Genomic DNA, 23,649 nt, shown 5'->3' on the forward strand with positions numbered 1-23,649 from the left:
CCGGACCTCTACCACGCCCTTCAAGCCTGCCTTATCCCGCTCTTCCCAGCCACCGGCAGCCTGACCAAGGTCATTCCGGAGGCCAGCACTCAGCCTTGAGCGAGATAGCGCTCCAGGGCTTCTCTCTGGGGCATTCCTGCTTGTGCTCCCGGCGTCAGGCATGACAGGGAGGCCGCGGCACAGGCCCGCTCCATGGCAGGGCCTATCTCCAAACCCTCCGAGAAACCGTTTGCCAGCACGCCGACGAAGGTGTCGCCCGCCCCTGTGGTGTCGACCGGGGTGATCGGCCGGGCCGCGGCATGGATCCGTGTGCCGTCGCGTGAAACGGCATAAGCTCCCCGTGCGCCTGCCGTAACGATGCAGGTTGGGCCGAAATCCTTGGTCACGGCAGCAGCGGCCTGAAGATAATCGTCGCCCGCCGGTACGCCCACGATCTCGGCAATGGCGAGCGCCTCGTGCTCGTTGACGACCAGCACGTCCGTTGCCTGGAGCAGTTCGGCCATGCCTGAGCGCTCCTTAGTTGGCGGAACGGGGGCAAAATTCCAGATCACCCTCACGCCGGCTCGACGGGCGCGTGCAGCGGCATCGAGACTGTCGGCCAGAGGCACCTCCATTTGAAGCACCAGCACGGAAGCCTCGGACAGCAGGCTGTCCGAAAGATCCGTGGAGCGCAAAACCATATTGGCGCCGCTCGCCACCGTGATGGCGTTCTCGCCGGCCTCGTCGACCGTAATGAAGGCACAGCCCGTCGGCTCGTCAGCAACCTTGACGGCCTGAACATCAATGCCGTTGTCCTCGAGGTTCTTGCGGCAGGCCTCGCCGAAGGGATCATCTCCGACCGCGCCCACCATGGCCACCCTGCCGGGTCTGCCCTGCCCGATCCGCGCTGCCGCGACCGCCTGGTTGGCGCCCTTGCCGCCGAAGAAGCTGTCGGCCCGGCGCGAAAGCACGGTTTCGCCCGGCCTGGCGATGCGCGGCACCCGCGCGACGAGATCCATGTTGATCGAACCGAAAACCACGATCATGCCGTTCTCATCCTTTGAGGTCCTTTGCCTACCGTCGGCGGTCTTGGAGTGGTGTGGGATAGCAAGCTGCTGCCATAGCGGAGCATCGAGAGAGCCATCCACAGCTATTTCTCCCCCAGCGCCGCAGAGGAGTTATGCCTTGGAACCAAGCAGCCTGCCTCAACATTTGACTCGCAGGTAGGCGTAGCAGCGGTAAACTGTCATCAGAATCAAAGATAGTTTGCCACTGGCAGATAAAGATAGGCTTTGATGGGCAGGCAGGCTGATCCTCTCACTCTGGATCGCGGACATTCACCGCCCGCAACGACGCGCTCTCGTATTCCCACTTCGCTCGCAAGTTTTTCTCCAGACGCCTCTGCGCGGCGCCTGGATGATTGGTGTGCGCAGTTTCAAACCCCGGAGTTGGTCATTGAGCAAGCATCATGAAAAGCAGAGACGCAAGACCCGCCGCTCCATTGAAACAGCGCAGGTTTTCGACCTCACGGGATCCAAGTTTCAGGGAGAGCGCAGCCTTCCGCCCATCAAACCGCTCAATGCCACACAGGATGATTATCTCGACGCTTTGAAGAACAGTTCCCAGGTCGTGGTGCTCGGGCCGGCAGGCACCGGCAAGACCTGGATCGCAGCGACATACGCGGCGGACCTGTTCCGCCAGCGGCGCATCCGCAAGATCATTCTCACCCGCCCCAACGTACCGAGCGGCCGCTCCCTCGGCTATTTTCCCGGCACGCTTGAAGAGAAATTCGGTCCTTGGGCCGCTCCTGTCATCGAGGCCATCAAGGAACGCATCGGCACGGCGGCTTTCGACATCGCGATCAAGAACGGCGATATCGAGATGGTGCCGTTCGAGGTGATGCGCGGCCGCTCATGGCGCGATGCCTTCATCCTTCTCGACGAGGCGCAGAATGCGACTCCGGCCGAGATGAAGACGTTCCTCACCCGGATCGGGGAGGAATGCAAAGTGGTGATCAACGGGGATGTGAGCCAGTGCGACCTGCGCGAGACATCGGGTCTCCGCACGGTCATTCACCTGATCAAGTCGCAGATGCTTCCGGTGCCGATCGTCGAGTTCACCCTCAACGACATCGTGCGGTCCGGGGTCTGCGAGATGTGGGTGCGCGCATTCGAAGAGGTCCACTGCTGACGCAGTGGACCCGGATCTTTTCACTCGATGTGAAGGAGCAGAGCCTCTTAGGCGAGCTCGATGGCGCCGACTTCAGGGCCCTTGCGGCCCTCGACGATCGCGACGCGAACCGCCTGGCCCTGGTCGAGCTGGCCGAGACCGGCCCGCTCCACGACGGAGATGTGCAGGAACAGGTCCTTGCTCTCACCTTCGACGGACACGAAGCCGTAGCCCTTCACGGAGTCGAACCACTTCACGGTGGCCGGCACCTCCGGCGGACCGCTCACGGGACGTGCGCTGGGGCCGCCGCTCGGACGGGAGAACCCGCCGGACTGGCCGCCCGGGCCACCCGCACGCGGCGAACGGGGCGGACGCGCACCGCGCGGCGGCTCCGGCTCGGCCGTGCTGGTATCAACGCTGACGATCTCCTGGACCTGCGGGCCCTTCTGGCCCGTGCCGACCTTGATGACCAGGGTCGTGCCGGATTCGAGAGCGGAGTGGCCCGCAGCCTCGACCTGCCGAACGTGCAGGAAGGCCTCGCCCGAGCCATCGGTCATCTCGACAAAGCCGAAGCCCTTGTCGGGATTGAACCATTTCACCCGCGCTTCAGTTTCGGGTCCTGCGGCTGAGGAGCCGTAGGATGTCTGCTGCCGCATGGGCCGTTCAAAAGATGTTGGCGGAGCGAAATCGCCCCAGTGATCTTCGGGTTGACCGCCAAATTGACGTCGGCGATCACGGTGATCATTTCCCCGGCCCATCAGGACTGCCTTCTAAAGTCTCATGTTTCCTAAACGCCCATAGGCGTACAGCCCCCAACCATTGAGGGCAAGAAGATAACTACTCATACCTAAACGTTTCACGCAAGGTCTCAAAATGGTGGTTCCGGCAGATTCTCGGGTTTCGTGCCGGGAATTTCAGCGTCCCTTCAAGCTTTTAGGACCTGCGTCCGGCTCAGCCTGCAAAATGGCAGAAACAGCAATTCCGAGACCTATTGGGAAGTCAGCAGTGGCAAAAGAGCCATTCGTCGGCTCAGCTTGAAGACTGAGGAGCAGACGGGATGACCGAGCCTCTGGTTTCTACGGCCTGTATTCTGCCGAGAGGACTTCCAGGTTCTCCCAGCTTGGCCGATGGTCTAGCCAGCCTTCGGCCCCCTACCCTTAAGCCGTGGCGCTGCGAACTCCACCGGTCGCTCTTGCGGGAGAACCGCAGGGGCAACTCAGCCGCTCCAGAACTCTTGAGAACCAGGGTTGACCGATCGTTCGCGCTGAAACTGTCCCTGGAATGGCTGCGAAAGAAGCATGGAACCAAGGTATTTACTTTAGCTTGCGAGCGGGGTTACGATACCTTTCAGAAGGCTTAATAACATAAGATAGAGAACGGAACCGACGTAAAGCTTAAAGTGATTGCAACTGATTCGTATAACGACGCCGAAAAGGTGCTGCATCAGGTGGAATCTGGCCAGGAGGGGCTATGCTTGAAGATCGCAGAAAGCGGGTCCTGATCGTTGAAGACGAGGCCATGATCTCGATGCTCATCGAGGATATGGTTCTGGATTTCGGTTGCCAGGTCGTGGGACCTGCGGCTCGTCTGGATCACGCCCTCACCCTTGCCCTGCAGGCTGAAATCGACATCGGCCTTCTCGACATCAATGTGGATGGATCGGTCGTTTTCCCGGTCGCGGACGTTCTGCGGTTCCGCAAAATTCCTTTCATTTTCTCGACAGGCTACGACTTCCGCTCTCTCCCGGAGCGTTTCCGCGATTGCCCGACCTTGTCGAAGCCGTTCTCGTACCAGAACTTCGCCGATACGCTGCAAAGCGCTCTCGCAGTTCCGGAGATGAGGGCAGCCGTCTGAGTCCAGTAATGCTGGATAGCCGCCATAATTCCGATAGCCGGCGATCATGAAGGCGCACCTCGTTCAGGCGCGCAATTCTGAATGGCTGTTCATTCAGGAACGTGGTTCAACCAGCATCTCGGCATCCGTTCTCGGCCTCAGCGTCACCTTCATGATTGGTGCCGGCATCGAGCCCCCTTTCGGCCGCAGACGAGTGGCCTTCAGCATCACGGCCAGAATAGCAAGCGCCTCCATCTGGGCGAAGGCGCTGCCGATGCAGATCCGCGGGCCTGCGCCGAAAGGCATGTAGGCATAACGATGCCGCCCCTTTGCCTGCTCCGGCGCGAAGCGATCCGGGTCGAACCGCTCAGGCTGCTCCCAGATTGCAGCATGGTGGTGCACGGCATGAATGGGAACGACGATGACGGCACCCTCCGGAACCATGAAACCGCCGAGCGGAAAGGCCCGCGTTGCAGTTCTGGTGATGATGGGAGCCGGCGGATAGAGCCTCATGGCCTCCGAGAATACCTGCCGTGTATAGGTCAGCTCCAAAATGTGCTCTGGGCGGACGGGACCATCGCCGGTAACCGCGTCGATTTCCGAGAGCACCCTCGCCTCATGCTCCGGATGGTGCGCCAGAAGGAGAAAGGTCCAGGCAAGCCCAAGAGCCGTGGTCTCATGTCCGGCCGTGATGAAGGTCAGGAGATTGTCGGCGATCTCTTCATCAGTCATCGTGCGGCCGGTCTCGGGGTCGGCTGCCGCAAGGAGCAATGCGACCAGATCCTCCCGCGCCTCCCCGCGGCTACGGCGTTCGGCGATCATGCCGATGATGGCAGAGCGAAGATAGCTTGTCGCGGCCCTCGCCCGACTGCGCCCCGGGTACGGAATCCAGTCGGGAGCGTTGAGGATGCTCAGCGCGAAGATCCAGCCGGTCGGCTTCAGGTAGTCCGTGATACCCCGCTCCACCCGAACCACGTCGATCCCGCCAGGACCCGACATCATGGTCTCCACGATGATGTCGAAAGTCGTTCGCATCATCTCATGGCCGATCCTGACCGTCGCACCGGGCTCGGCGGCAAGCCAGCGGTCGCGGGTCCGCTCCGCCGCCGCGATCATGGCAGGGAGCAGGCCGACGAGCTTCTCATGCCGGAAGGCCGGCGCCACGGACTGGCGCTGCCAGCGCCAATGGGCACCATCCGCCGTCAACAGGCCTTGACCCAGAGCCGGACCGAGAGCCCGCCGCACATCCTCTCCCTTCGACAAGGAATCGGCGTTTCGCACCAGGGCATCTTGAATGAGGGCGGGATCGAGAAGGAAAATCCTCTCTCGGCTGGCCACCCGTGAATAGACAAGCGGATCCCGATAGACCTCCGGCGGCAGTGCCTGAAGTGGATCCCGAACCAGGGCAGGCAAAACGGCAAGCGGAGAGCGGCGGCTGACCGTAATGCCAGGACTCTGCTCCGACAGCATGGGAAGGGCATCGATGCTCATGCAATTCCTCTTCGAGACGACTCACGCACACCTTGATATGCCGATGCCGAACATGGGTTACGCGGCTCCGGCAATGCGCCAAGAGGCAAAATGCAGAAACGCAGCTTTGGATCTGGCGAACATCGCCTGGTGACCCATTTGACCAATCGATGATCCCCGTACATCGACTCTACAATGTCCCTCGGATACCGCGGAGCTCTTGCTGACTATGAGTACCAAACGGCCGGAAGGCCCCTTTCGCATCGGGCGCTCGGAGACGGGCCTCGGGCTCTTTGCGACGGATATCATCGAGAAGGGAAGCTTCATCATCGAATATGTGGGTCCGCGGATCACGAGCGAAGAGGTCGAGAGGCGCCGGAACACGCGCTACCTGTTCGAGATCAACAGCCGCTGGACCATCGATGGCGCGCCGCGCTGGAACACCGCCCGCTACATCAACCACTCATGCCGCCCGAACGCCCAGGCGACGATCTCGCGCGGCAAGATCCGCATCAAGGCTATCAAGCGCATCAAGCCCGGCGACGAGATCACCTACAATTATGGGAAGAATTATTTCGAAACCTTCATCAAGCCGCATGGCTGCCGATGCCGCTCGTGCCAGAAGAAGCGTGAAAAGGAAGCTGCTGGTTAGGGTCAGCACTCATAGTGAGGAGGCTTGTGAGGGCAGTATCCGCGATTAACCCCGGCACCGTCTCTTCCAGGAAATGACGGATGCTCAGTGCTTCGGAACAAGGCCATCGAGCAGGAAGTCGAGACCTTTCCTGAAAGCACCGTCCCAATCGTTGTCCAGCAGCAGACGAGAGCGTTCGATTGTCGGGTAGTGCTTGCTGAGATCCGTCAGGCGCTGTTGCGCGGCGGCCCTGTCATCATCCGAGACATCGAAGCTCGCCCGGGTGATCGTGGCGCCGATCACATAGTTCCAGAGCGACCATATGGCGACGTTCAGATCCGCGTCCGCGACACCGGCTCTGGAAAAGGTTTTGCTCAGCAGCTCCAGACGGCCAAGGATGTTCGGGCCAAGCGCCCGGCGCGGCAACAGCGATGCCGACCAGGGATGGCGCAGCATGCAGGCGCGCCAGTCTTCGAGCATGTGAACAATATCCCCGCGCCAGTCTCGAGACCCATCTGGCTGGGGCGGTCCGCGATATACGAGCACCGAATCGAGCGCCAGATCGAACACCTGCTCTTTGTTGTCGACGTACCAGTACAGGCTCATCGCGCCGGCGCCGAGGCGATCGGCCAGCTGGCGCATCTTCAATCCGTCGACCCCATGAGCGTCCAGCAGTTCGACCGCGGTCGCCACGATCCGTTCCGAAGAGAGAGGCGCCTCCTGCTCAGACCCGGGAGCCCCCCCTGCCCCCTGAGATCGTCTGCTCCGAGTGCCTTTAAGTTTGGCGGTCATCCATCTTCCTCGCTGCTCGAAGCGCTTGACTCGTACCATGTACGATGCAACTAATCGTACGCCGTACGAGACGATCATAAGAGCGATGTCTCAAAGGTCAATCCGCAGGCCTTTGGGGTCCTCCGCTCGCGCTTCCCAGACCCAGGAGAACGTCGTGTCATCAGCAATCAAAAATCTGCTTACTGGAGAGTTCATCATCATGACCATGGGAGTTTCCACTCCGACGACCGCCAATGAGACCGATCTCAAGCTGACCATCGTCAATCCGCAGAACCTCTACGACCCGACGCCGAACGGCTACAGTACGGCCGTCATCGTGCCGAATGGCGCCAGGGTTGCCTATATTTCAGGCCAGGGTGGCCAGGACAGCACGGGGGGCTTGTCGTCCGACTTCGCCGTTCAGGTCGAGCAGGCGTATGCCAATCTGCGCGCCGCCATCGAAGCGCTCGGTGCAAAGCCGGATCAGGTCGCCAAGCTCACGATTTACGTGGTCGATCATGACATGTCCAAGCTTGAGGTGCTGACCAGCAACATTAAGGCCATGTTCGGCAAGGCGCTACCGGCGCAGACCCTGGTTCCCGTCCCCAAGCTCGCTATTGACCCCATGCTCTTCGAGGTCGAAGCCGTCGTCATTCTGGACTAGTGGCGGCGCCAGCTTGCCAAAGGCGCTCGACCTCGTGTCGTGCGAGGTTCAGCCCGCCTTAAACGTGGAGACCGTGTGCTTGGCTCCAAGCTCGTAAAGCCGTGCGAGGTGGGCTACGACCTCGCCTGTGAAGCGGGAGTCAGCCGGCAGATCATCTCCGAAGATCTCGCGGATGGCGAACAGGCCGCGAGCGAGATTCTCGGCTGACGGCCCTGCCCCATCCGCCACCTCCCGCAACCGCGCCGTCATAGGATCGCGGACTTCGATCGCCCCACCCTTCTCATCGATGCCGGTCACATAGCGCATCCAGGCGGCAACCCCGAGCGACAACCGCCCAATCGGCGCGCCGCTGCTCAGGCGGTCGCGGATCGTGCCAAGGAGGCGCTGAGGGAGTTTCTGGGAACCATCCATGGCAATCTGCCAAGTACGGTGCTTCAAAGCTGGGTTTTTGAACCGCTCGATGAGCGCGCTTTTGTAGGATGTCAGATCGGCGCCCGGCGGCATGTGCAGCGTCGGGGTGACCTCCTCGTCCATGAGGTCCCGGATCAGCCGGACGAAGGCCTCATCCGCCATGGTGTCGGCCACGGTTTCGTAACCAGCGAGATAGCCGAGATAAGCGAGGGTGGAATGGCTCCCGTTGAGCAGCCGGAGCTTCATGTGCTCATAGGGCTCGACATCATCCACGAACTCGGCGCCTGCGGCCTCCCAGGCCGGGCGCCCCTGTGGGAAGCGGTCCTCGATCACCCATTGCGTGAAGGGTTCGGTGACGACGGGCCATGCATCCGCAACGCCGAGAACCCCGCCGATCCGCTCACGATCCTGATCGCTCGTGGCCGGCACGATCCGATCGACCATGGTCGAAGGACAAGAGACCTCGTCATTGACGAACCGGCCGAGTTCCGGATCGACCAGTTCGGCAAAGCGCGTGAGCACGCGCTTCACGGTGCGGCCATTGGAGGGAAGGTTGTCGCAGGTCAGCACGGTGAAGGGCGGCACGCCGTTCATGCGCCGCCGCCGCAAGGCCTCGACGATGAAGCCTGGGGCGGACTTCGGGTTCATTGGATAAGCCAGATCATGCACGATATCGGGATGGGCCTCGTTCAAGGCACCAGTCGCCGGATCGTGGCAATAGCCCTTCTCCGTCACCGTGAGCGTCACGATCCGCGTGTGCGGATCTGACATGGCCTCAAGCAAGTCATCCGTCTCACGGGGAGCGACGATGACCCGTTGGATTGAGCCGATGACCCGGAGCGCCTCCCCCTCCTGCGAACGAACAGAGAGGGTGTAGAGCCCATCCTGCGGCTGCAGCGCATCATAGGTGTCCGGGCTTCGCAGACTTGCGGCAAGAATGCCCCAATGCGGATCCGTTGCCATGACATCGTCCGTGTAGACGGCTTGGTGCGCCCTATGGAACGCACCCACGCCGAGGTGAACAATGCCTGTTCTGACCTTCGTACGGTCATAGGCAGGACGTTGAACCCTCCCGGGCAGGTCCGCCAAGGCGTCGTCGTTCAGGCGATCTGACATCTTATCCTCAATGCGCCGGCTGCTGCTTGGCACGGGTGACGATCTGCGTCGGGTTGACGAAGCGCAGGGCGATGATGAGCCAGATCAGTGTCGTGACCATGTAGATCACCGCCATGGCATCGATGGACTGCACCGCCCGTACGCCGGCCGCGAAGACGGCGTAGTAAAGGGCCACCACGAGGGTCTGGCTAGTCGGGCCTGCCACGAGGAAGGTCAGCTCGAACATGGCAATGGTGCGCACCAGAACCAGCAGCAGCGCCGCCAGGATGCCCGGCAGGAGCAGCGGCAGAAGCACGTAGATGAAGAGCTTGAACGTATTGGCTCCGAACACGCGAGCCGCGGCCTCCACCTTCGGGTCGATCTGCTCGATGAACGGGATCATGACGAGGATCACGAAGGGCACGGTCGGCACGAGATTGGCCGCTACCACGCCCCAGAACGTCCCTGCAAGGCCAGTCTGATAGAGCACGGTCGCCAGAGGAATGCCGAAGGTCATCGGCGGGATGAGAAGCGGCAGCAGGAAGAGCAGCACGAGAAGCCGCTTGCCCGGGAAGTCGCGGCGGGCCAGCGCATAGGCGGCGGTGACGCCGAGCGCTCCCGAGATGAAGACCACGGCGCCGATTACCTGGAAGGTGACGATCAACACATCCCAAAGCTGAAACTCGCTCCAGGCGGAGGTGTACCAGCGCGTGGTCCAGCCGGCGGGCAACCATGTGCCAAGCCAGCGGGTGGCAAACGAGCTCGTCACCACGGTGGCGATCATGGCAAGGAGGTTGAGGATGAAGAAGCCGACGGTTGCCCAGACGGCTGCGGCCCAGAGCTTGGCTCCGATGGTGGTATCGCGGATCATCGGTTTACCCTTTCGCCCCGGAGGCGGGACCACGGTAGAACAGCCCGCGCGAGGCGAGCACTGCAACGACGATGCCGAGCTGGACGAAGCCCATGATCATCGCAATCGCAGAGCCCATGGAATAATCGTATTCCTCGAAGGCCGCCTGAGCGGCTGCAATCGAGATGACGCGGGTCGGCCCCGCCGGCTCTCCGAGCAGCACCGCGGAGGGGAACACGGAGAAGGCCTGCACGAAGGAGAGGCAGAAGGTGATGGCAAGCCCCGGCATCAGAAGCGGGAGATAGACATGGCGGAACCGCTGCCACGCGCTGGCCCCGAGGGTCGCGGCCGCCTGCTCCAGAGCCGGATCAATGCCGGTCACATACGACAGGGTGAGCAGGAAGGTGAACGGGAAGCCGGTAATCACGAGGGAGGCGAAGACGCCCCAGTAATTATGGACGAGTTTCAGCGGCTGGGAAATCAGGCCGAAGGTCATCAAGGTGCGGTTGAACCAGCCCTGAGGGCCGAGGTAGTTCAACAGGCCTTCCGCCACCAGCACCGTTCCGAGGGTGATCGGCAAGACGAGGAGCGTTGTCAAAAGGCGCTGATTGCGCATGAGACGGACGCGGAACGCAATCGGGATAGCCAGCAGCAGATTGACGAGGGTGACGGGGATCGCGAGCCAAAGCGTCTTGGCGATCGTCTCATAGAGAAACGGATCCGAGAAAAAGCGACGGTAATTGGCAAGCCAGTCGCCTCCGGCCTTCGGCTCGAAGGAAAGAACGAATCCGAAGGCGAAGGGATAGACGAACAGCAACAGGCTGAAGATGGCGGCGGGAATGACCAGCAGGGTCACCGCGTCGAAGCCACGAGCCGCCAGCCGCTGGCGCAGACTCGGTCCGTGTTCAATGGCAGGCGCGTGAGCAACGGCGTCCATTACTGTCTCCCTTGCACAGGCTCCGCAAAGACGAGAATGCGCTCGTCCTCCGTCCGCAGGTGGATCCTGGATCCAAGTTCCACCGGCACGTGAGAGCGGAACACGAAATCCAAACCTCCGGCTGAATGGGCGGTGCCGACGAATTCACGGCCGCGGTACTCGATCGTATCGACGGTTGCGGCGATGGCGTTCGGCCCGTCCTCGCCGACCTCAAGATCGTCGGACCGGATGGCGGCATAAGCCGTCGAGCCGACGGAAACCCGCTCCCGGGCGACGCCACTGATCCGGGCGCCCTCCACGTCGAGGATGGTACGGTCGCCCTCGATGGCGACGACCTTTCCTTTCAGCTTGTTGCGGAAACCCATGAAGTCAGCCACGTCGAAGTGGGCTGGCGCCTCATAAAGCTCCTTTGGCGCGCCGACCTGACGCACCACGCCGTCGCGCAGGACGACGATCCGGTCCGCGAGCGACAGGGCCTCGTCCTGATCGTGGGTCACGTAGATGGTCGTTGCTCCGAGCTCGTTGTGGATGCGCCTGATCTCCGCCCGCATCTCGAGGCGCAGCTTGGCATCGAGGTTGGAGAGCGGCTCGTCCATGAGCACCAAAGGCGGTTCGATGACGATGGCGCGGGCAATCGCCACACGCTGCTGCTGGCCGCCGGAGAGCTGACCCGGCAGTTTGTTTTCCTGTCCCTGGAGGCGGACCAGGTTCAGGGCCTCGTCGACCCTGCGGTCGATCTCGGCCTTCGGCCGCCCGCGCATCTTCAGGCCGAAGCCGATGTTCTGGCGGACGTTGAGATGGGGAAAGAGCGCGTAGTTCTGGAACACCATGCCGAACCCGCGCTCCTCGGGGCGCAGGGTGTCGACCCGGTTCTTGTCGAGCCAGATCGCTCCACCGGTCACAGGAAGAAGACCCGCGATGCAGTTCAATGTCGTCGACTTCCCGCACCCTGAGGGTCCGAGCAGAGCGATGAACTCGCCCCGACGGATGGTGAGGGAGACATCGCGCAAGGCATTGAGTGCCCCGAAGTCGCGGCTCACACGATCGAGCCGGACTTCGTCGAATTGAGAAAGGGCTATGGTCATCGCGGGTCCTTGCTTTCGATTTACTTGCGCTTGCCGCCGGCGACCTGCTCGTCCCACATGCGGAAGGCAACGACCATCTGCTCGGGCTGAAGCGGCAATTCGATCGGGTTCTCGGCGATCCACTTCTCGTATTCGGGACGGCCGAATTCCTTGATGGCGGCCTGGCTCTCAGGCGGCGCCATGTCGAGGGTCACGCCCTTCACAGCCGGACCCGGATAGAAGTAGCCTTCGTCGTAGGTGTAGGCCTGCTGCTCCTTGGTGAGCAGGAAGTTCATGAGGTCGAGGAGCACCGCGACCTTCTCGTTGGACAGCCCCTTGGGCACGCACATGTAGTGAGCGTCCGCCACCCAGTGGAAGCCTTTGAGCGCCGCCACCTTGGCCTCCTTCGGCACAACCCCGAGGACGCGCGGGTTGATGTCCCAGCCCGTAGTCGACACGGTCATATCGCGGGAGCCTTCGCCCAACTCCTTCATCACCGCACCGGTGCCGGAAGGATAGTACTCGATGTTCTGCCCGAGTTCCTTCAGGTAGGCCCAGGTCTTGTCCCAGCCCTTGGCGGGATCCTGCGGGTTGCTGTCGCCCAGGATGTAAGGCAGGCCCATGATGAAGGTGCGGCCCGGGCCAGAATTGGCAGGACGCGCATAGAGGAAGCGTCCCGGATTGGCCTTGGTGTAGGCGAGCAGTTCCTCGGCCGTGGCCGGAACATTCTTGACCTTGTCGGGCATGTATTCGAGCAGCGGACCGGACGGATAGTAGGTGACGACGACGCCCTGCCCCTTGGCCAGCCCCTGCATCTTCGCCGCGGCCGGAAGATAAATGTCGTCGAGTTTCGGCAATGCGTTGGAATGACTTCCAATCAGATCGACCCAGAGCTTCTGCTCGATACCAGCGGAGAGCGCGTCGGTGCCGGTGAGCACGAGGTCGATGTCGACGCGGCCTGCATCCTGCTGCGCCTTGATCTTGCCGGCCAGTTCAGGAGCGGTCGCCTTGGTGAAGGAGATCCGCGAGACGAGATTCGGCTTCGCCTTGCGGTAGTTCTCGATGGCCTTCTGCGTCAGCGCGAGATTGCCCGCGACATCGATGATGTTGAGCGTGACAGGGCTCGTCGGCAGAGTGGCCTGGGCAAAGCCCGAACCGCCGAATGCGGCAACGCCTGCGGCGCCGGCGACACCGCCGACGAAAGTCCGCCTGTTGATCAGGTTCGTCATGTTCTTCCTCCCGTTCTGTGCGACATGGCTCTTTTCTCCATGTCCCGTGTCACAGCTTGTAAGCCTCTTTTGCGAGGCGATAGGCGAGATCGTAGGCCACCTCGTGCGCCTCATTCTCGTCGAGGCGGTGCGTCACCACGAGATTGGCGAGATAGGCGCAGTCGACCCGGCGGGCCACATCGTGCCGGGCCGGGATGGAAAGATAGGCACGCGTGTCGTCGTTGAAGCCTACGGTGTTGTAAAAGCCCGCCGTTTCTGTCGTGAGCTCGCGGAAGCGACGCATGCCTTCAGGTGCATCGAAGAACCACCAGGCCGGACCCAGCCTCAAGGCCGGGTAATGCCCGGCGAGCGGAGCCAGCTCGCGGGAATAGCTCGTCTCGTCGAGCGTGAAGACGATGATCGTCAGGTTCGGCTCGTTGCCGAAGCGGTCGAGAAGCGGCTTGAGCGCGCGAACGTAATCGGTTTGCGAAGGAATGTCGGCGCCCATGTCGCGGCCGAAGCGACGGAAGAGTGCCTCGTTATGATTGCGGAAGGAGCCGGGATGGATCTGCAGGACCATGCCGTCTTCCACGCTCATGGCCGCCATCTCGGTTAGCATCTGGGCGCGGAACAGCTCGGCGTCCTCAGGGCTTGCGCTCTCGGTCGAGACGCGGCGGAACAGGGCCTCCGCATCCGCTTGCGAGAGATTGGCTGTTCTGGCGGTTGGGTGTCCGTGGTCAGTGGATGTTGCGCCATACCCCCGAAAGAACGCACGGCGCCTGCGATGCGCCTCCAGATAGCCGCTCCACGTGGACGTGTCGCATTCCGTGATCTCGCCGAAGCGAGCAAGGTTCTGCCGGAAACTCTCGAACTCGGGATCCACAACCGGATCAGGCCGGTAGGCTGTCACAACCCTGCCCTTCCAGCCCGATTGCCGAAGGGTCTCATGATGTTTCAGAGGATCGAGAGGGCTTTCCGTGGTGGCGATTGCTTCGATCTGAAAACGCTCGAAGAGCGCGCGTGGCCGGAACTCCGGTGTGCGCAGTGCAGCATCGATCCGGTCATAGTACGCATCCGCGTTCGCAGATGTGAGGCGCTCAGTAAAGCCGAACAGCGTTGCGAAAGTGTGGTCGAGCCACGCACGCGTCGGGGTGCCGCGAAAGAGATGATAGTGGGCAGCGAAGCGGCGCCATATCACTCGCGGATCGCGCTCGACTTCGCTCCCATCCTTCACCGGAATGCCGAGATCTTCGAGGCGCACGCCCTGACTGTAGAGCATGCGGAAGATGTAATGATCGGGAATGACGAACAGCGTTGCCGGATCGGGGAACGGCTCGTTTTCCGCATACCAGCGTGGGTCCGTATGCCCGTGCGGGGAGATGATGGGCAGATCTCTGATCTCCGCATAAAGCCTGCGCGCCACCTCGCGGGCAGCGGGCTCTACCGGAAAAAGCCGGTCCGGATGGATCAGCATAGCGTTCTCCCTTGGCGCGTCTGGCAAGTCATTTGCGGTGACTTTCAAGCGCCTCATTGCCGATGACCATAAGACGATCCAGAACCATTTGCAATGGTCTACTAGTATGGTAGTGTGCCACTTATGAATGAGAGAAGCGCCCTTGCAAAGCTCGATGTCAGCCGCGAACCCATAGCCCGGCAGGTCACGCGCGCCTTGCGTCAAGCCATCGTCAGCATGCGGATTGCTCCCGGTGAGATGCTGTCGGAACAGGATCTCGCACAACGATTCGGCGTCAGTCGCTCCCCCGTGCGGGAGGCGCTAATCAAGCTGAGCGAGGCAGGATTGGTGCGGGTTCTGCCCCAGCGTGGCACCCAGGTCGTCAAGATCTCGCGAGCCGCTGTCGAGGATGCGCGCTTCATTCGCCAGGCTGTCGAGTGCGCGGTCGTGCGCGAGGCGGCGCTGAAGGCCACACCTGTCCTTCTCGCCGAATTGAATGCCAGCCTGACCCGACAACGGCGGGCCCAGCGCGCCACCTCGTCGGATGACTTCATGGCCCTCGACGAAGAGTTTCATCGCCTTCTGGCGGAAGCTGCCGGCAGGCCGGCAGCCTGGCGCATGATCGAGGATGTGAAGCCTCAGATGGACCGGGTACGGTATCTCGACGTGAAGCAGGCCACGCCGCGTCATACTATCGTGGCGCAGCATGCGCTGATCGTTGACGCCATCAAGTCGTCCGATCCGGTCGCGGCGGACAAGGCTATGCATCAGCACTTAAGCGAAATTCTTCGCACATTGCCGGAACTTGCGGCGCAATACCCTGACCTGTTCGAACCGGAACACGACGTTGTGACACAGGCGCTCAGCGCGTGAGATCGACAAAGAGACAATCGGCTCAAATCTGAAGAGGCAATCCCATGGAACAAGCTTGGCGCTGGTTCGGCCCTGAAGACGTCATCAAGCTCTCCCATGTCTGCCAGACCGGCGCGACCGGGATCGTGACGGCCCTGCACCACATTCCGTATGGCGTCGTCTGGAGCGTCGAGGAGATCGAGAAGCGCAAAGCGCTCATCGCCGCCGATCCGTCACTCGGCCTGCGCTGGAGCGTGGTCGAGAGCCTGCCGATCCATGAGAATATTAAGATTGGCGAAGGCGACCTGACGCCCCTGTTCGACAACTATCGCCAGTCAATGCGCAATCTGGCCCAGTGCGGCATCACCACAATCTGCTACAACTTCATGCCGGTGGTGGACTGGACGCGCACCGAACTCGCCTATCCTCTCCCTGGCGGTGGCACGGCCCTGCGCTTCAATGCGCACGAATTCGCCACCTTTGACTGCTTCATGCTGCAGCGCCCCGGGGCAGAAGTGGATCATTTGCCTGAAGTCCTAGAGAGGGCAAGGGAGTGGTACGACCGTTCGTCGGAGGCGGACCGGCGCCAGCTTCTGTCGAACATCATGGCCGGACTGCCGGGCGCCTATGACCGCTACGACATCCCCGGATTGCGCGTGATGCTCGACCGCTACCGGGACATCGACGCTACGGGCTTGCGCGAAAACCTCGCCCGCTTCCTGCGTGAGGTGATCCCCACGGCGGAAGAAGTCGGCATCCGCATGTGCATCCATCCCGATGATCCGCCGCGGCCCCTCATGGGCCTGCCGCGCATCGTGTCCAACGCGGACGACATATCGTTCATCCTTAATGCAGTCGACTCGCCTGCAAACGGCCTTACCCTCTGCAGCGGCTCCCTCGGGGCCAATCCCATCAACGATGTTCCGGCTATCGCCAAGCGGTTCGCGAATCGGATCCGGTTCGCTCATCTGCGCAACGTGGCCAAGGAACAGGATGGCTCCTTCATGGAGGCGGACCATCTCGGCGGCGATACCGACATGGTGGCTCTGGTCACGGTGCTGCTGGAGGAGCAGAAGCGCCGCAAGGATGCGGGAGATGCGCAGTGGCGCATCCCCATGCGCCCCGACCACGGGCATGAGCTTCTGGACGATGTGGGCAAGCCGACGCATCCGGGCTATCCGGCCATCGGCCGCTTGCGCGGCCTTGCCGAGTTGCGCGGCGTGATGACAGCCGTCTCGGCCCTGCGCAACCTGCCGCTCTGAAGATAGACGGAAGCTCTATCCGAGCAGGTTGCGTATTGTCCGCATGAACACGCGGGCACCGATGGGGATCAAGTCGTCGGGAAAATCATAATCCGGGTTGTGCAGGCTGGGATGCTTCTCGCCGGCGCCGAGGAAGAACATGGCCGCAGGCGCCTTCTGGCCAAAGCGGCCGAAATCTTCCGAGGCGCGGATCGGCAGGTCGCCGCGGCCATAGGGTACTCCTTCGGCTTCGAGCGCCTCGCGCAAATGCGCGACAGCCTCCGGGGCATTCTCGCAATGGTGGAAGATGTCGTCATAGGACACTTCCACGCTCAGCCCCTGTCCACGGGCCGCGCTCAGCACCAGCTGCTCGGCGCTCGCGCATAGTTCCTCCATCCCAGCATCGGTCAGCGTCCGCAGGGTCGCCCAGATCTCCCCATGAGCAGGCGCCACGCCGAAGGCCGGTTCGCCAATCCTGGCATGCGTCACCGTCACCATCGAGAAGCCTTCCTCCAGTGGCCCACCCTTACCAAGGGCTGTTAGCTGGGGCATCAACTGGGCAACCACGTTCACGGGTGACAGGCCGGTCTCGGGCATGGAGGCGTGAGCGGTCTTGCCGGTGAGCACGATGCGCATGCCCCGCGATGCGCAGTTGACCGGCCCCTCGGTGAGCGCAACCTGACCGAAGGGCAGGCCTGGCACGTTATGCAGGGCAAACGCGAAATCGGGCGCAATCTGCCGGAAACGCGGGTCGGCCACCACGGCCGCCGCCCCGGAGCCATCCTCCTCGGCCGGTTGGAACATCAGGATGGCACGGCCCCGCTGCGGCCGTTGTCGGCCCAGTTCCCGTGCTAAGCCTGCGAGAATGGCCATGTGGCCGTCATGCCCGCACAGATGACCTTTGCCGGGCGTAGCGGAGCGATGAGGCGCATCGGAGATCTCCTGGATCGGCAGCCCGTCGAGTTCGGCGCGCACCATCACGGTCGGCCCGGGCTCCCGACCCTCGTACACGGCAGCAACGCCATGCCCACCCAGGCCGGTGAGGATCTGATCGGGGCCGGTTGCCCGCAGGAAGGATTGAACTTCACGCGCGGTCTCGGCCTCCTGCCGGGAGAGTTCAGGCCTGCTGTGGAGCCTGCGCCGGAAAGCAACCAGTTCAACCAAGTCTTGGTTGGTGAGGGGCATCAGTCACCTCCACGCAATGCTGCCGGAACGGCAAAGCACGACCGTTCAATCGACATCTTTGAGATCAGGGTTATGGCGGGACTCCAGGGAGCGATCAACCCGGCCGGGTGAACCTCTGTGCACATATCCTTGCCGCCTCGGCAATTGCCGCTTCTTGAATGGAGCGCTAAATATCCGCCCGTTGAGGGCGCGCCAATTTCATGAACCTGTTCATCTTCGGCCTCGGTTACACGGCCCTGCAGTTCATTCACCACCATGGCCACAGGTTCGCCGAGATCTGCGGCACGGTTCGCTCGGCGGAGAAGGCGCAGGCAATTCAGGAACCTGGGCTGCGCGCCTTCCGGTTCGACGGGCCAGCCTCCGACTCCGCGATTCTCCAGCACCTGGATGAAACGGACGCTCTCCTGATCTCCGCTCCACCGACGGAGGGCAGAGACCCTGTTCTGGAGCGGTTTTCCGCAGCCATTACCGCCGCTCCCCGCTTGCGTTGGATAGGCTATCTGTCGACCGTAGGCGTCTATGGCAATGCGGGAGGTGCCTGGGTCGATGAGGGGACGCCAGCCAATCCGGCATCATCCCGCGCACGCCAGAGGATTGAGGCCGAGCGGCAATGGCTCGAACTCGGCGCGAGCGCTCCGTTTGCGGTACAGATCTTTCGGCTCGCAGGCATCTATGGTCCCGGTCGGAACGCACTGGTGAAGGTTGCGGACGGCACTGCCAAGCGTATCGTGAAGCCTGGACAAGCCTTCAATCGGATCCATACGGAAGACATCGCCCAGGTGCTGATGGCATCGATCGAGAAGCCAAGCAGGAACGCAATCTACAATGTGGCGGACGATGAGCCTGGTCCGCCGCAGGATGTGATCGCCTTTGCGGCGAAATTGCTCGGCCGGGAACCGCCCCCCGAGATCCCCTTCGATCAGGCCGAGCTGACACCGATGGCTCGCGCGTTCTACGAAGACAACAAGCGTATCCGCAATGCACGGATCAAATCGGAACTCGGTGTGACGCTCCGCTACCCAACCTATCGGGAGGGCCTTCACGCCCTGCACGGTGCTGGCGAGAGATCCTGACGCTCAAAGTTTGGGCAGGCTGTTACCGGCTCCCACAAGCGCAGCCTTAGGCTCAGAACACCCGCTGATCATCCAAGCAGCAGTATCGACTAACGAACCATCATCGAACCACTTGCAAATTGGTTCGGGATCGGGATAGCCTTGTTTCGTTGGCGCTCCCAGAGGCGCAACAAGGCTTCGCCGCTGCCGATCCAGCAGCAAGATTGGTTCACAGGGAGCTGGATTCTCATGTCCAACCCGGATCCTTCAGCGGACAGTTCCAACTTCGCCCTCGGGCGGTTGCGGGCTCTCCTGGACGACAGTTCCTTCGAGCGGGAGCAGCGGCTTCCGCCTGAGCGGGTGCTGGCGGCCCAGATCGGGATTGGACGCCGTGCGCTGCGGCGGGCGCTCGAAGTATTGGAGGCGGAAGGGCGGATCTGGCGGCATCAGGGCAAGGGGACTTTTGCAGGTCCCCGGCCGGCCCACACGCCAACCAACCTCGAGGAACTGTCGAAGCGCACACATCCACTCGAGGTCATGGATGTGCGCCTTGAGATCGAGCCTGCGCTCGCCCGGCTGGCGGCCATGAGGGCCACGAATGGCGACATCGAGCGCCTTCTGCGCCTGGCTGAGAAGACGGCCTCCTCGTCCGATGCGGATGGTAGGGAACTCTGGGACAGCGCCCTGCACCGGACCATCGCGGAGGCAGCGGGCAACTCCCTTCTCCTTGCGATCTTCGACATGATCGACCGCATCCGCCAGGACACCGCGTGGCGGCTTCTACGTGAGCGGGCGCGCTCCGGTGAACGTCAGCAGATCTATGTCGAGCAGCACCGCCGCGTGATCGCCGCCATTGCCCAGCGTGAGGCGCATGCGGCCGAGCACGCCATGCGCGAGCATCTCGAACTCGTGCGCGAAGGCCTCCTTAAGGTCATGACCAGCCCCCTGCCCGACCGCGTGGACGGACAGATCCGGAAAACACCCGTGACAGCAAGCACCAAAAAAGAGATTCGCCATGGGACATGAGGCCGTCCGACAACCGGGCGCAGAGGTTCATCGCGTCGGCAACGCCGCTGTGGCTGCTGAGCCGCCGCTTCTCAACGTTCAAGGACTATCCATCCGCTTCGATGGCGCTCCGAAGGGCGTGAACGTTGTGGACGATGTCAGCTTCTCGGTGCGCAAGGGCAAGACCCTCTGCATCGTCGGCGAATCCGGTTGCGGCAAGAGCGTGACATCCCTGGCTCTCATGGGCCTTCTGCCGACCCCTCCGGCGAGGATCGTCGCAGGCTCGGCCACCTTCGACGGGCAGGACCTGCTGACGCTGACCGAGCGTGAACGGGCGGATCTGCGCGGCGACCGGATGGCAATGATCTTCCAGGAGCCCATGACCTCTCTGAACCCGGCCTTCACCATCGGCGACCAGATCGCCGAGGGCATCGTCCGGCATCGTAAGGTCTCCAAGGCCGAGGCCATGGAGCGTGCCCTCGACATGCTCAAGAAGGTGCGCATTCCGGCCCCGGAGAAGCGCCTGCGCGCCTATCCGCACGAAATGTCCGGCGGCATGCGGCAGCGCGTGATGATCGCCATGGCACTTGCGAACGATCCGGAGCTCTTGATCGCTGATGAGCCGACCACCGCGCTCGATGTGACGATCCAGGCGCAGATCCTCACCCTCATCCAGCGCCTGCAGGAAGAGACAGGGACGGCCATGATCCTCATCACGCACGATCTTGGCGTCGTCGCCGAGGTCGCCGACGAGGTGGCCGTGATGTATGCGGGACATGTGGTCGAAAGCGGGCCGGTCGAGGCCATCTTCGAGGATCCGCAGCACCCCTACACCATCGGCCTCATGGGCTCGGTTCCGTCACTTGGTCGCCGTCAGGGGCGCCTTGCCACGATTCGCGGCACCGTTCCTCCGGCGGAACTGATGCCCAAGGGCTGCCGCTTTACGCCGCGCTGTCCCTTCTCGGACGCCCGTTGCGGCAATGAACTCCCGCCTCTCGGCGAGATCCGACCCGGCCACCTTGCCCGGTGCTGGTATGCACCTCTCGAACAGAAGCGTGGAGCAGCCGCATGAGCATGATGGCAACCACCGGCGACATCATTCTTGAAGGCGTGGACCTCAAGAAGCATTTCGGCAGCGGAGGCCTGCTGTCCTCCCCGACCATCGTCCGCGCGGTCGATGGCGTATCTCTCGATATCCGGCGCGGCGAGACATTCGCGATCGTGGGCGAATCCGGCTGCGGCAAGTCCACCCTTGGCCGCCTCCTCCTCCGGCTGATCGAGCCGACCGATGGTGATGTGCGCTACGAGGGCCGCTCGATCCTGAAGCTCAGCAAAGGCGAGCTGCGCCGGTTACGCCGCGAGCTCCAGATTATCTTCCAGGATCCTTACGCTTCGCTCAACCCACGCATGAATGTCGGCGACATCATCGCGGAGCCGATCTGGCTGCATAACTTAGCCAGTGGTTCTGCGAAGCGCGATCGGGTTGCGGATCTCATGCGCACGGTCGGCCTCCTTCCGACCCACGCTGATCGCTACCCGCACGAGTTTTCCGGCGGTCAGCGCCAACGCATCGGCATCGCCCGGGCGCTCGCAGGAGATCCAAAGCTGATTGTGGGTGACGAGCCGGTCTCAGCGTTGGACGTGTCGATCCAGGCGCAGATCATCAACCTGCTTGAGGACCTGAAGGACCGCTTCGGCCTCACGCTCGTGATCGTGGCGCACGATCTCGCCGTGATCCGGCACATGAGCGACCGCGTCGCGGTCATGTATCTCGGCGAGATCATGGAGCTGTCGGAGACGGATGCGCTTTTCGACAACCCCTTGCACCCCTACACCCAGGCGCTTCTGGCGGCGATTCCGATCCCGAGCCCGAAGAACAGGCAGCCCAAGGTCCTGCTCCAGGGCGACGTGCCGAGCCCGGCAGCCCCGCCGTCAGGGTGCCGCTTTCATACCCGCTGCCCGCATGCACGTCCGGTCTGCAAGGAGCAGCACCCTGCCCTCGAGGCAGCGCCCGATGGGCGACGCGTGGCCTGCCATTTCTGGCGCGAAATCCAGGGAGCGGGCGCCGGTTCCATCAGCGCCCCGCCCCCGAGCGCAGCGCTCGCAAAGCGCCTGGCGCTCTACCAAACTTGGCGTGAACGGCAGGATAAGCCCGTCGCGACGAGCCCCTGAAAGAGGACTAATCCAGAGGATGATTGGAGGACGACACAAATGAAGAAAAGACTGCTCCTAGCCATGGCTGCCGGGCTCCTTATGAGCACCGCCGCCTCCGCGCAGACCCTGCGCATCGGCCTGAACGAAGACCCGGACGTGCTCGATCCCCATCGCGCCCGCACCTTCGTCGGCCGCATCGTGTTCACGTCTCTGTGCAACAAGCTGGTCGACATAACGCCGGACCTGAAGTTCACCCCAGAACTTGCCACCGAGTGGCAATGGGGCGATGACGGCAAGTCGCTGACCTTCAAGCTGCGCCCGGGCGTGAAGTTCCATGACGGCGAGCCCCTGAACGCCGCCGCCGTGAAGGCCAACATCGACCGCGCCCGCACCCTGCCCGACTCGCTTCGCAAGAGCGAGCTCACCTCCGTCGACAATGTCGAGGCGGTCGACGACCTGACCGTGAAGGTGAACCTCTCCCGCGCCGACGCGACCCTGCTGTCGCAGCTCTCCGACCGCGCCGGCATGATCATGTCGCCGAAGGCGCTGGCCTCCGCCGATTTCGGCCAGAAGCCCGTCTGCTCGGGCCCATACAAGTTCGTCGAGCGCGTGCAGAACGACCGCATCGTGCTTGAGAAGTTCGCCGATCACTGGGATGCTAAGAACTTCAACTTCGAGCGCATCGTGTTCCAGCCCATTCCGGACACCACGGTGCGCCTTGCCAACCTGCGCTCCGGCAACCTCGACCTGATCGAGCGCCTCGCGCCGAGCGACGTTCCGGCCGTGAAGAGCGACCAGAACCTGGTCTTTGCCCCCGTCTCGGGCATCGGCTACCAGGGCCTGACCATCAACACGAACAATGGCGAGCGCGCCAAGGGACCGCTCGGCAAGGACAAGCGCGTCCGTCAGGCGCTTGAACTCTCAATTGATCGCAACGTGATCAACGAGGTGGTGGGTCAGGGCATCTTCCCGCCGGCAGGTCAGCCGTTCCCGCAGGCGAGCCCCTACAACAATCCGAAGTTCGGCCCCACCACCCGTGATGTCGCCAAGGCGAAGCAGCTCCTAAAGGAAGCGGGCGTCGACCGGGTGAAACTGGAACTCACCTTCGGCACCAGCACAACCACGCAGCAGATCGCCGAAATCATCCAGGCCATGGCGGCCGAGACCGGCTTCGACATCTCGCTGCGCCCGACCGAGTTCGCGGCGATGCAGAAGGAAGCTCAGGCGGGCAACTTCGACGTCAACGTGATCGGTTGGTCCGGCCGCGTCGATCCGGACGGCAACATCCATCCGTTCGTCACCTGCAAAGGCGCCCTGAACGATGGGAAGTACTGCAATGAGCAGATCGACAAGCTCCTGAACGAAGCCCGCGTCATCAACGACGAGGCCAAGCGCAAGCAGCTTTACGATCAGGCGCAGGAGATCCTGAAGCAGGATCTGCCGATCATCTACACCTACTATCAGCCGTGGCCGTTCGTGCACACGAAGAAGGTGCAGAACTTCAAGCCCTATCCGGACGGCATGATCCGCCTGAAGGGCGTCAAGTTCGCCTCCTGATCGCATGATAATCGCGTGCCCGGTCACAGGACCGGGCACGCCCTCCCTACTCTGATGCAGGTTCCTTA

General features: G+C 62.5%; 22 protein-coding genes. 11 read left to right on the forward strand and 11 right to left on the reverse strand.

All coding sequences use genetic code 11. The features are described 5' to 3' along the window. Nucleotides 1–89: 89 nt before the first annotated feature. Entirely contained in the window at nt 90–1,025 is a 936-nt protein-coding gene (locus tag JQC81_RS27410) for a ribokinase (RefSeq protein WP_203274966.1), read from the reverse strand. Between the two features lie 370 nt (nt 1,026–1,395). On the opposite strand from JQC81_RS27410, the gene JQC81_RS27415 reads away from it, so the two are divergent. After that, on the forward strand, nt 1,396–2,169 hold the full coding sequence (locus tag JQC81_RS27415) for a PhoH family protein (protein WP_376772465.1): 774 nt from the start codon (nt 1,396–1,398) through the stop codon (nt 2,167–2,169). A 47-nt stretch (nt 2,170–2,216) separates the two neighbouring features. Here the strand turns inward: JQC81_RS27415 and JQC81_RS27420 are convergent, their stop codons facing one another. Further along, a complete protein-coding gene (locus JQC81_RS27420; RefSeq protein WP_246520697.1) occupies nt 2,217–2,804 on the reverse strand; it encodes a cold-shock protein in 588 nt (195 codons plus the stop codon). A gap of 814 nt (nt 2,805–3,618) precedes the next feature. Between JQC81_RS27420 and JQC81_RS27425 the strand changes: the two genes are divergently transcribed. Continuing rightward, the gene (locus JQC81_RS27425) at nt 3,619–4,002 is read left to right on the forward strand and encodes a response regulator (RefSeq protein ID WP_203274968.1); all 384 of its coding nucleotides are present in this window, start codon (nt 3,619–3,621) and stop codon (nt 4,000–4,002) included. Between the two features lie 93 nt (nt 4,003–4,095). On the opposite strand, the gene JQC81_RS27430 is transcribed toward JQC81_RS27425, so the two are convergent. Then, nucleotides 4,096–5,472, reverse strand: a complete 1,377-nt coding sequence (locus tag JQC81_RS27430) for a cytochrome P450 (protein ID WP_203274969.1) — start codon at nt 5,470–5,472, stop codon at nt 4,096–4,098. A gap of 208 nt (nt 5,473–5,680) precedes the next feature. On the opposite strand from JQC81_RS27430, the gene JQC81_RS27435 reads away from it, so the two are divergent. Then, the gene (locus tag JQC81_RS27435; RefSeq protein ID WP_203274970.1) at nt 5,681–6,103 is read left to right on the forward strand and encodes an SET domain-containing protein; all 423 of its coding nucleotides are present in this window, start codon (nt 5,681–5,683) and stop codon (nt 6,101–6,103) included. A gap of 84 nt (nt 6,104–6,187) precedes the next feature. On the opposite strand, the gene JQC81_RS27440 is transcribed toward JQC81_RS27435, so the two are convergent. After that, entirely contained in the window at nt 6,188–6,874 is a 687-nt protein-coding gene (locus tag JQC81_RS27440; RefSeq protein WP_203274986.1) for a TetR/AcrR family transcriptional regulator, read from the reverse strand. A gap of 154 nt (nt 6,875–7,028) precedes the next feature. Here JQC81_RS27440 and JQC81_RS27445 point away from each other — a divergent pair, with 154 nt between their 5' ends. Continuing rightward, nucleotides 7,029–7,517, forward strand: a complete 489-nt coding sequence (locus tag JQC81_RS27445; RefSeq protein WP_203274971.1) for a RidA family protein — start codon at nt 7,029–7,031, stop codon at nt 7,515–7,517. A gap of 48 nt (nt 7,518–7,565) precedes the next feature. On the opposite strand, the gene JQC81_RS27450 is transcribed toward JQC81_RS27445, so the two are convergent. Genes JQC81_RS27450 through uxaC form a run of 6 tightly spaced genes read right to left on the reverse strand, consistent with a single transcriptional unit; the run spans nt 7,566 to nt 14,556 of the window. Further along, nucleotides 7,566–9,044, reverse strand: coding sequence for a mannitol dehydrogenase family protein (locus tag JQC81_RS27450; protein ID WP_203274972.1), 1,479 nt, complete (start codon nt 9,042–9,044; stop codon nt 7,566–7,568). Nucleotides 9,045–9,051: 7 nt separating this feature from the next. Continuing rightward, nucleotides 9,052–9,894, reverse strand: coding sequence for an ABC transporter permease (locus JQC81_RS27455; protein WP_203274973.1), 843 nt, complete (start codon nt 9,892–9,894; stop codon nt 9,052–9,054). Nucleotides 9,895–9,898: 4 nt separating this feature from the next. Then, nucleotides 9,899–10,810, reverse strand: a complete 912-nt coding sequence (locus tag JQC81_RS27460) for an ABC transporter permease (RefSeq protein ID WP_203274974.1) — start codon at nt 10,808–10,810, stop codon at nt 9,899–9,901. Beyond that, complete coding sequence (locus JQC81_RS27465) at nt 10,810–11,895, reverse strand: ABC transporter ATP-binding protein (protein WP_203274975.1); 1,086 nt, start codon at nt 11,893–11,895, stop codon at nt 10,810–10,812. The genes JQC81_RS27460 and JQC81_RS27465 overlap by 1 nt, the downstream gene beginning before the upstream one ends. 20 nt (nt 11,896–11,915) lie before the next feature. Next, nucleotides 11,916–13,103 (reverse strand): ABC transporter substrate-binding protein, encoded by a 1,188-nt coding sequence (locus JQC81_RS27470; protein ID WP_203274976.1) that lies wholly within the window; start codon nt 13,101–13,103, stop codon nt 11,916–11,918. Nucleotides 13,104–13,152: 49 nt separating this feature from the next. Beyond that, nucleotides 13,153–14,556, reverse strand: coding sequence for a glucuronate isomerase (gene uxaC, locus JQC81_RS27475; RefSeq protein WP_203274977.1), 1,404 nt, complete (start codon nt 14,554–14,556; stop codon nt 13,153–13,155). A 123-nt stretch (nt 14,557–14,679) separates the two neighbouring features. Between uxaC and JQC81_RS27480 the strand changes: the two genes are divergently transcribed. Together JQC81_RS27480 and uxuA are read left to right on the forward strand one after the other, a co-directional pair. Then, the gene (locus JQC81_RS27480) at nt 14,680–15,408 is read left to right on the forward strand and encodes a GntR family transcriptional regulator (RefSeq protein ID WP_203274978.1); all 729 of its coding nucleotides are present in this window, start codon (nt 14,680–14,682) and stop codon (nt 15,406–15,408) included. A gap of 44 nt (nt 15,409–15,452) precedes the next feature. After that, nucleotides 15,453–16,649, forward strand: a complete 1,197-nt coding sequence (gene uxuA, locus JQC81_RS27485; RefSeq protein ID WP_203274979.1) for a mannonate dehydratase — start codon at nt 15,453–15,455, stop codon at nt 16,647–16,649. A gap of 15 nt (nt 16,650–16,664) precedes the next feature. On the opposite strand, the gene JQC81_RS27490 is transcribed toward uxuA, so the two are convergent. Further along, nucleotides 16,665–17,813 (reverse strand): amidohydrolase, encoded by a 1,149-nt coding sequence (locus tag JQC81_RS27490; protein ID WP_203274980.1) that lies wholly within the window; start codon nt 17,811–17,813, stop codon nt 16,665–16,667. Between the two features lie 200 nt (nt 17,814–18,013). Here JQC81_RS27490 and JQC81_RS27495 point away from each other — a divergent pair, with 200 nt between their 5' ends. The 5 genes from JQC81_RS27495 (at nt 18,014) to JQC81_RS27515 (ending at nt 23,581) form a co-directional block, all read left to right on the forward strand. Next, on the forward strand, nt 18,014–18,886 hold the full coding sequence (locus JQC81_RS27495) for an SDR family oxidoreductase (protein WP_203274981.1): 873 nt from the start codon (nt 18,014–18,016) through the stop codon (nt 18,884–18,886). Nucleotides 18,887–19,114: 228 nt separating this feature from the next. After that, nucleotides 19,115–19,891 (forward strand): FadR/GntR family transcriptional regulator, encoded by a 777-nt coding sequence (locus JQC81_RS27500; RefSeq protein WP_203274982.1) that lies wholly within the window; start codon nt 19,115–19,117, stop codon nt 19,889–19,891. Then, complete coding sequence (locus tag JQC81_RS27505) at nt 19,881–20,942, forward strand: ABC transporter ATP-binding protein (RefSeq protein ID WP_210347289.1); 1,062 nt, start codon at nt 19,881–19,883, stop codon at nt 20,940–20,942. Before JQC81_RS27500 ends, JQC81_RS27505 begins: the two co-directional genes overlap by 11 nt. Nucleotides 20,943–20,947: 5 nt before the next feature. Beyond that, on the forward strand, nt 20,948–22,042 hold the full coding sequence (locus JQC81_RS27510) for an ABC transporter ATP-binding protein (protein WP_376772467.1): 1,095 nt from the start codon (nt 20,948–20,950) through the stop codon (nt 22,040–22,042). Between the two features lie 39 nt (nt 22,043–22,081). Continuing rightward, complete coding sequence (locus tag JQC81_RS27515; RefSeq protein WP_203274984.1) at nt 22,082–23,581, forward strand: ABC transporter substrate-binding protein; 1,500 nt, start codon at nt 22,082–22,084, stop codon at nt 23,579–23,581. The last annotated feature ends 68 nt before the right edge of the window (nt 23,582–23,649 follow it).

Source organism: Microvirga arabica (assembly GCF_016811235.1).
GTDB lineage: Bacteria > Pseudomonadota > Alphaproteobacteria > Rhizobiales > Beijerinckiaceae > Microvirga > Microvirga arabica.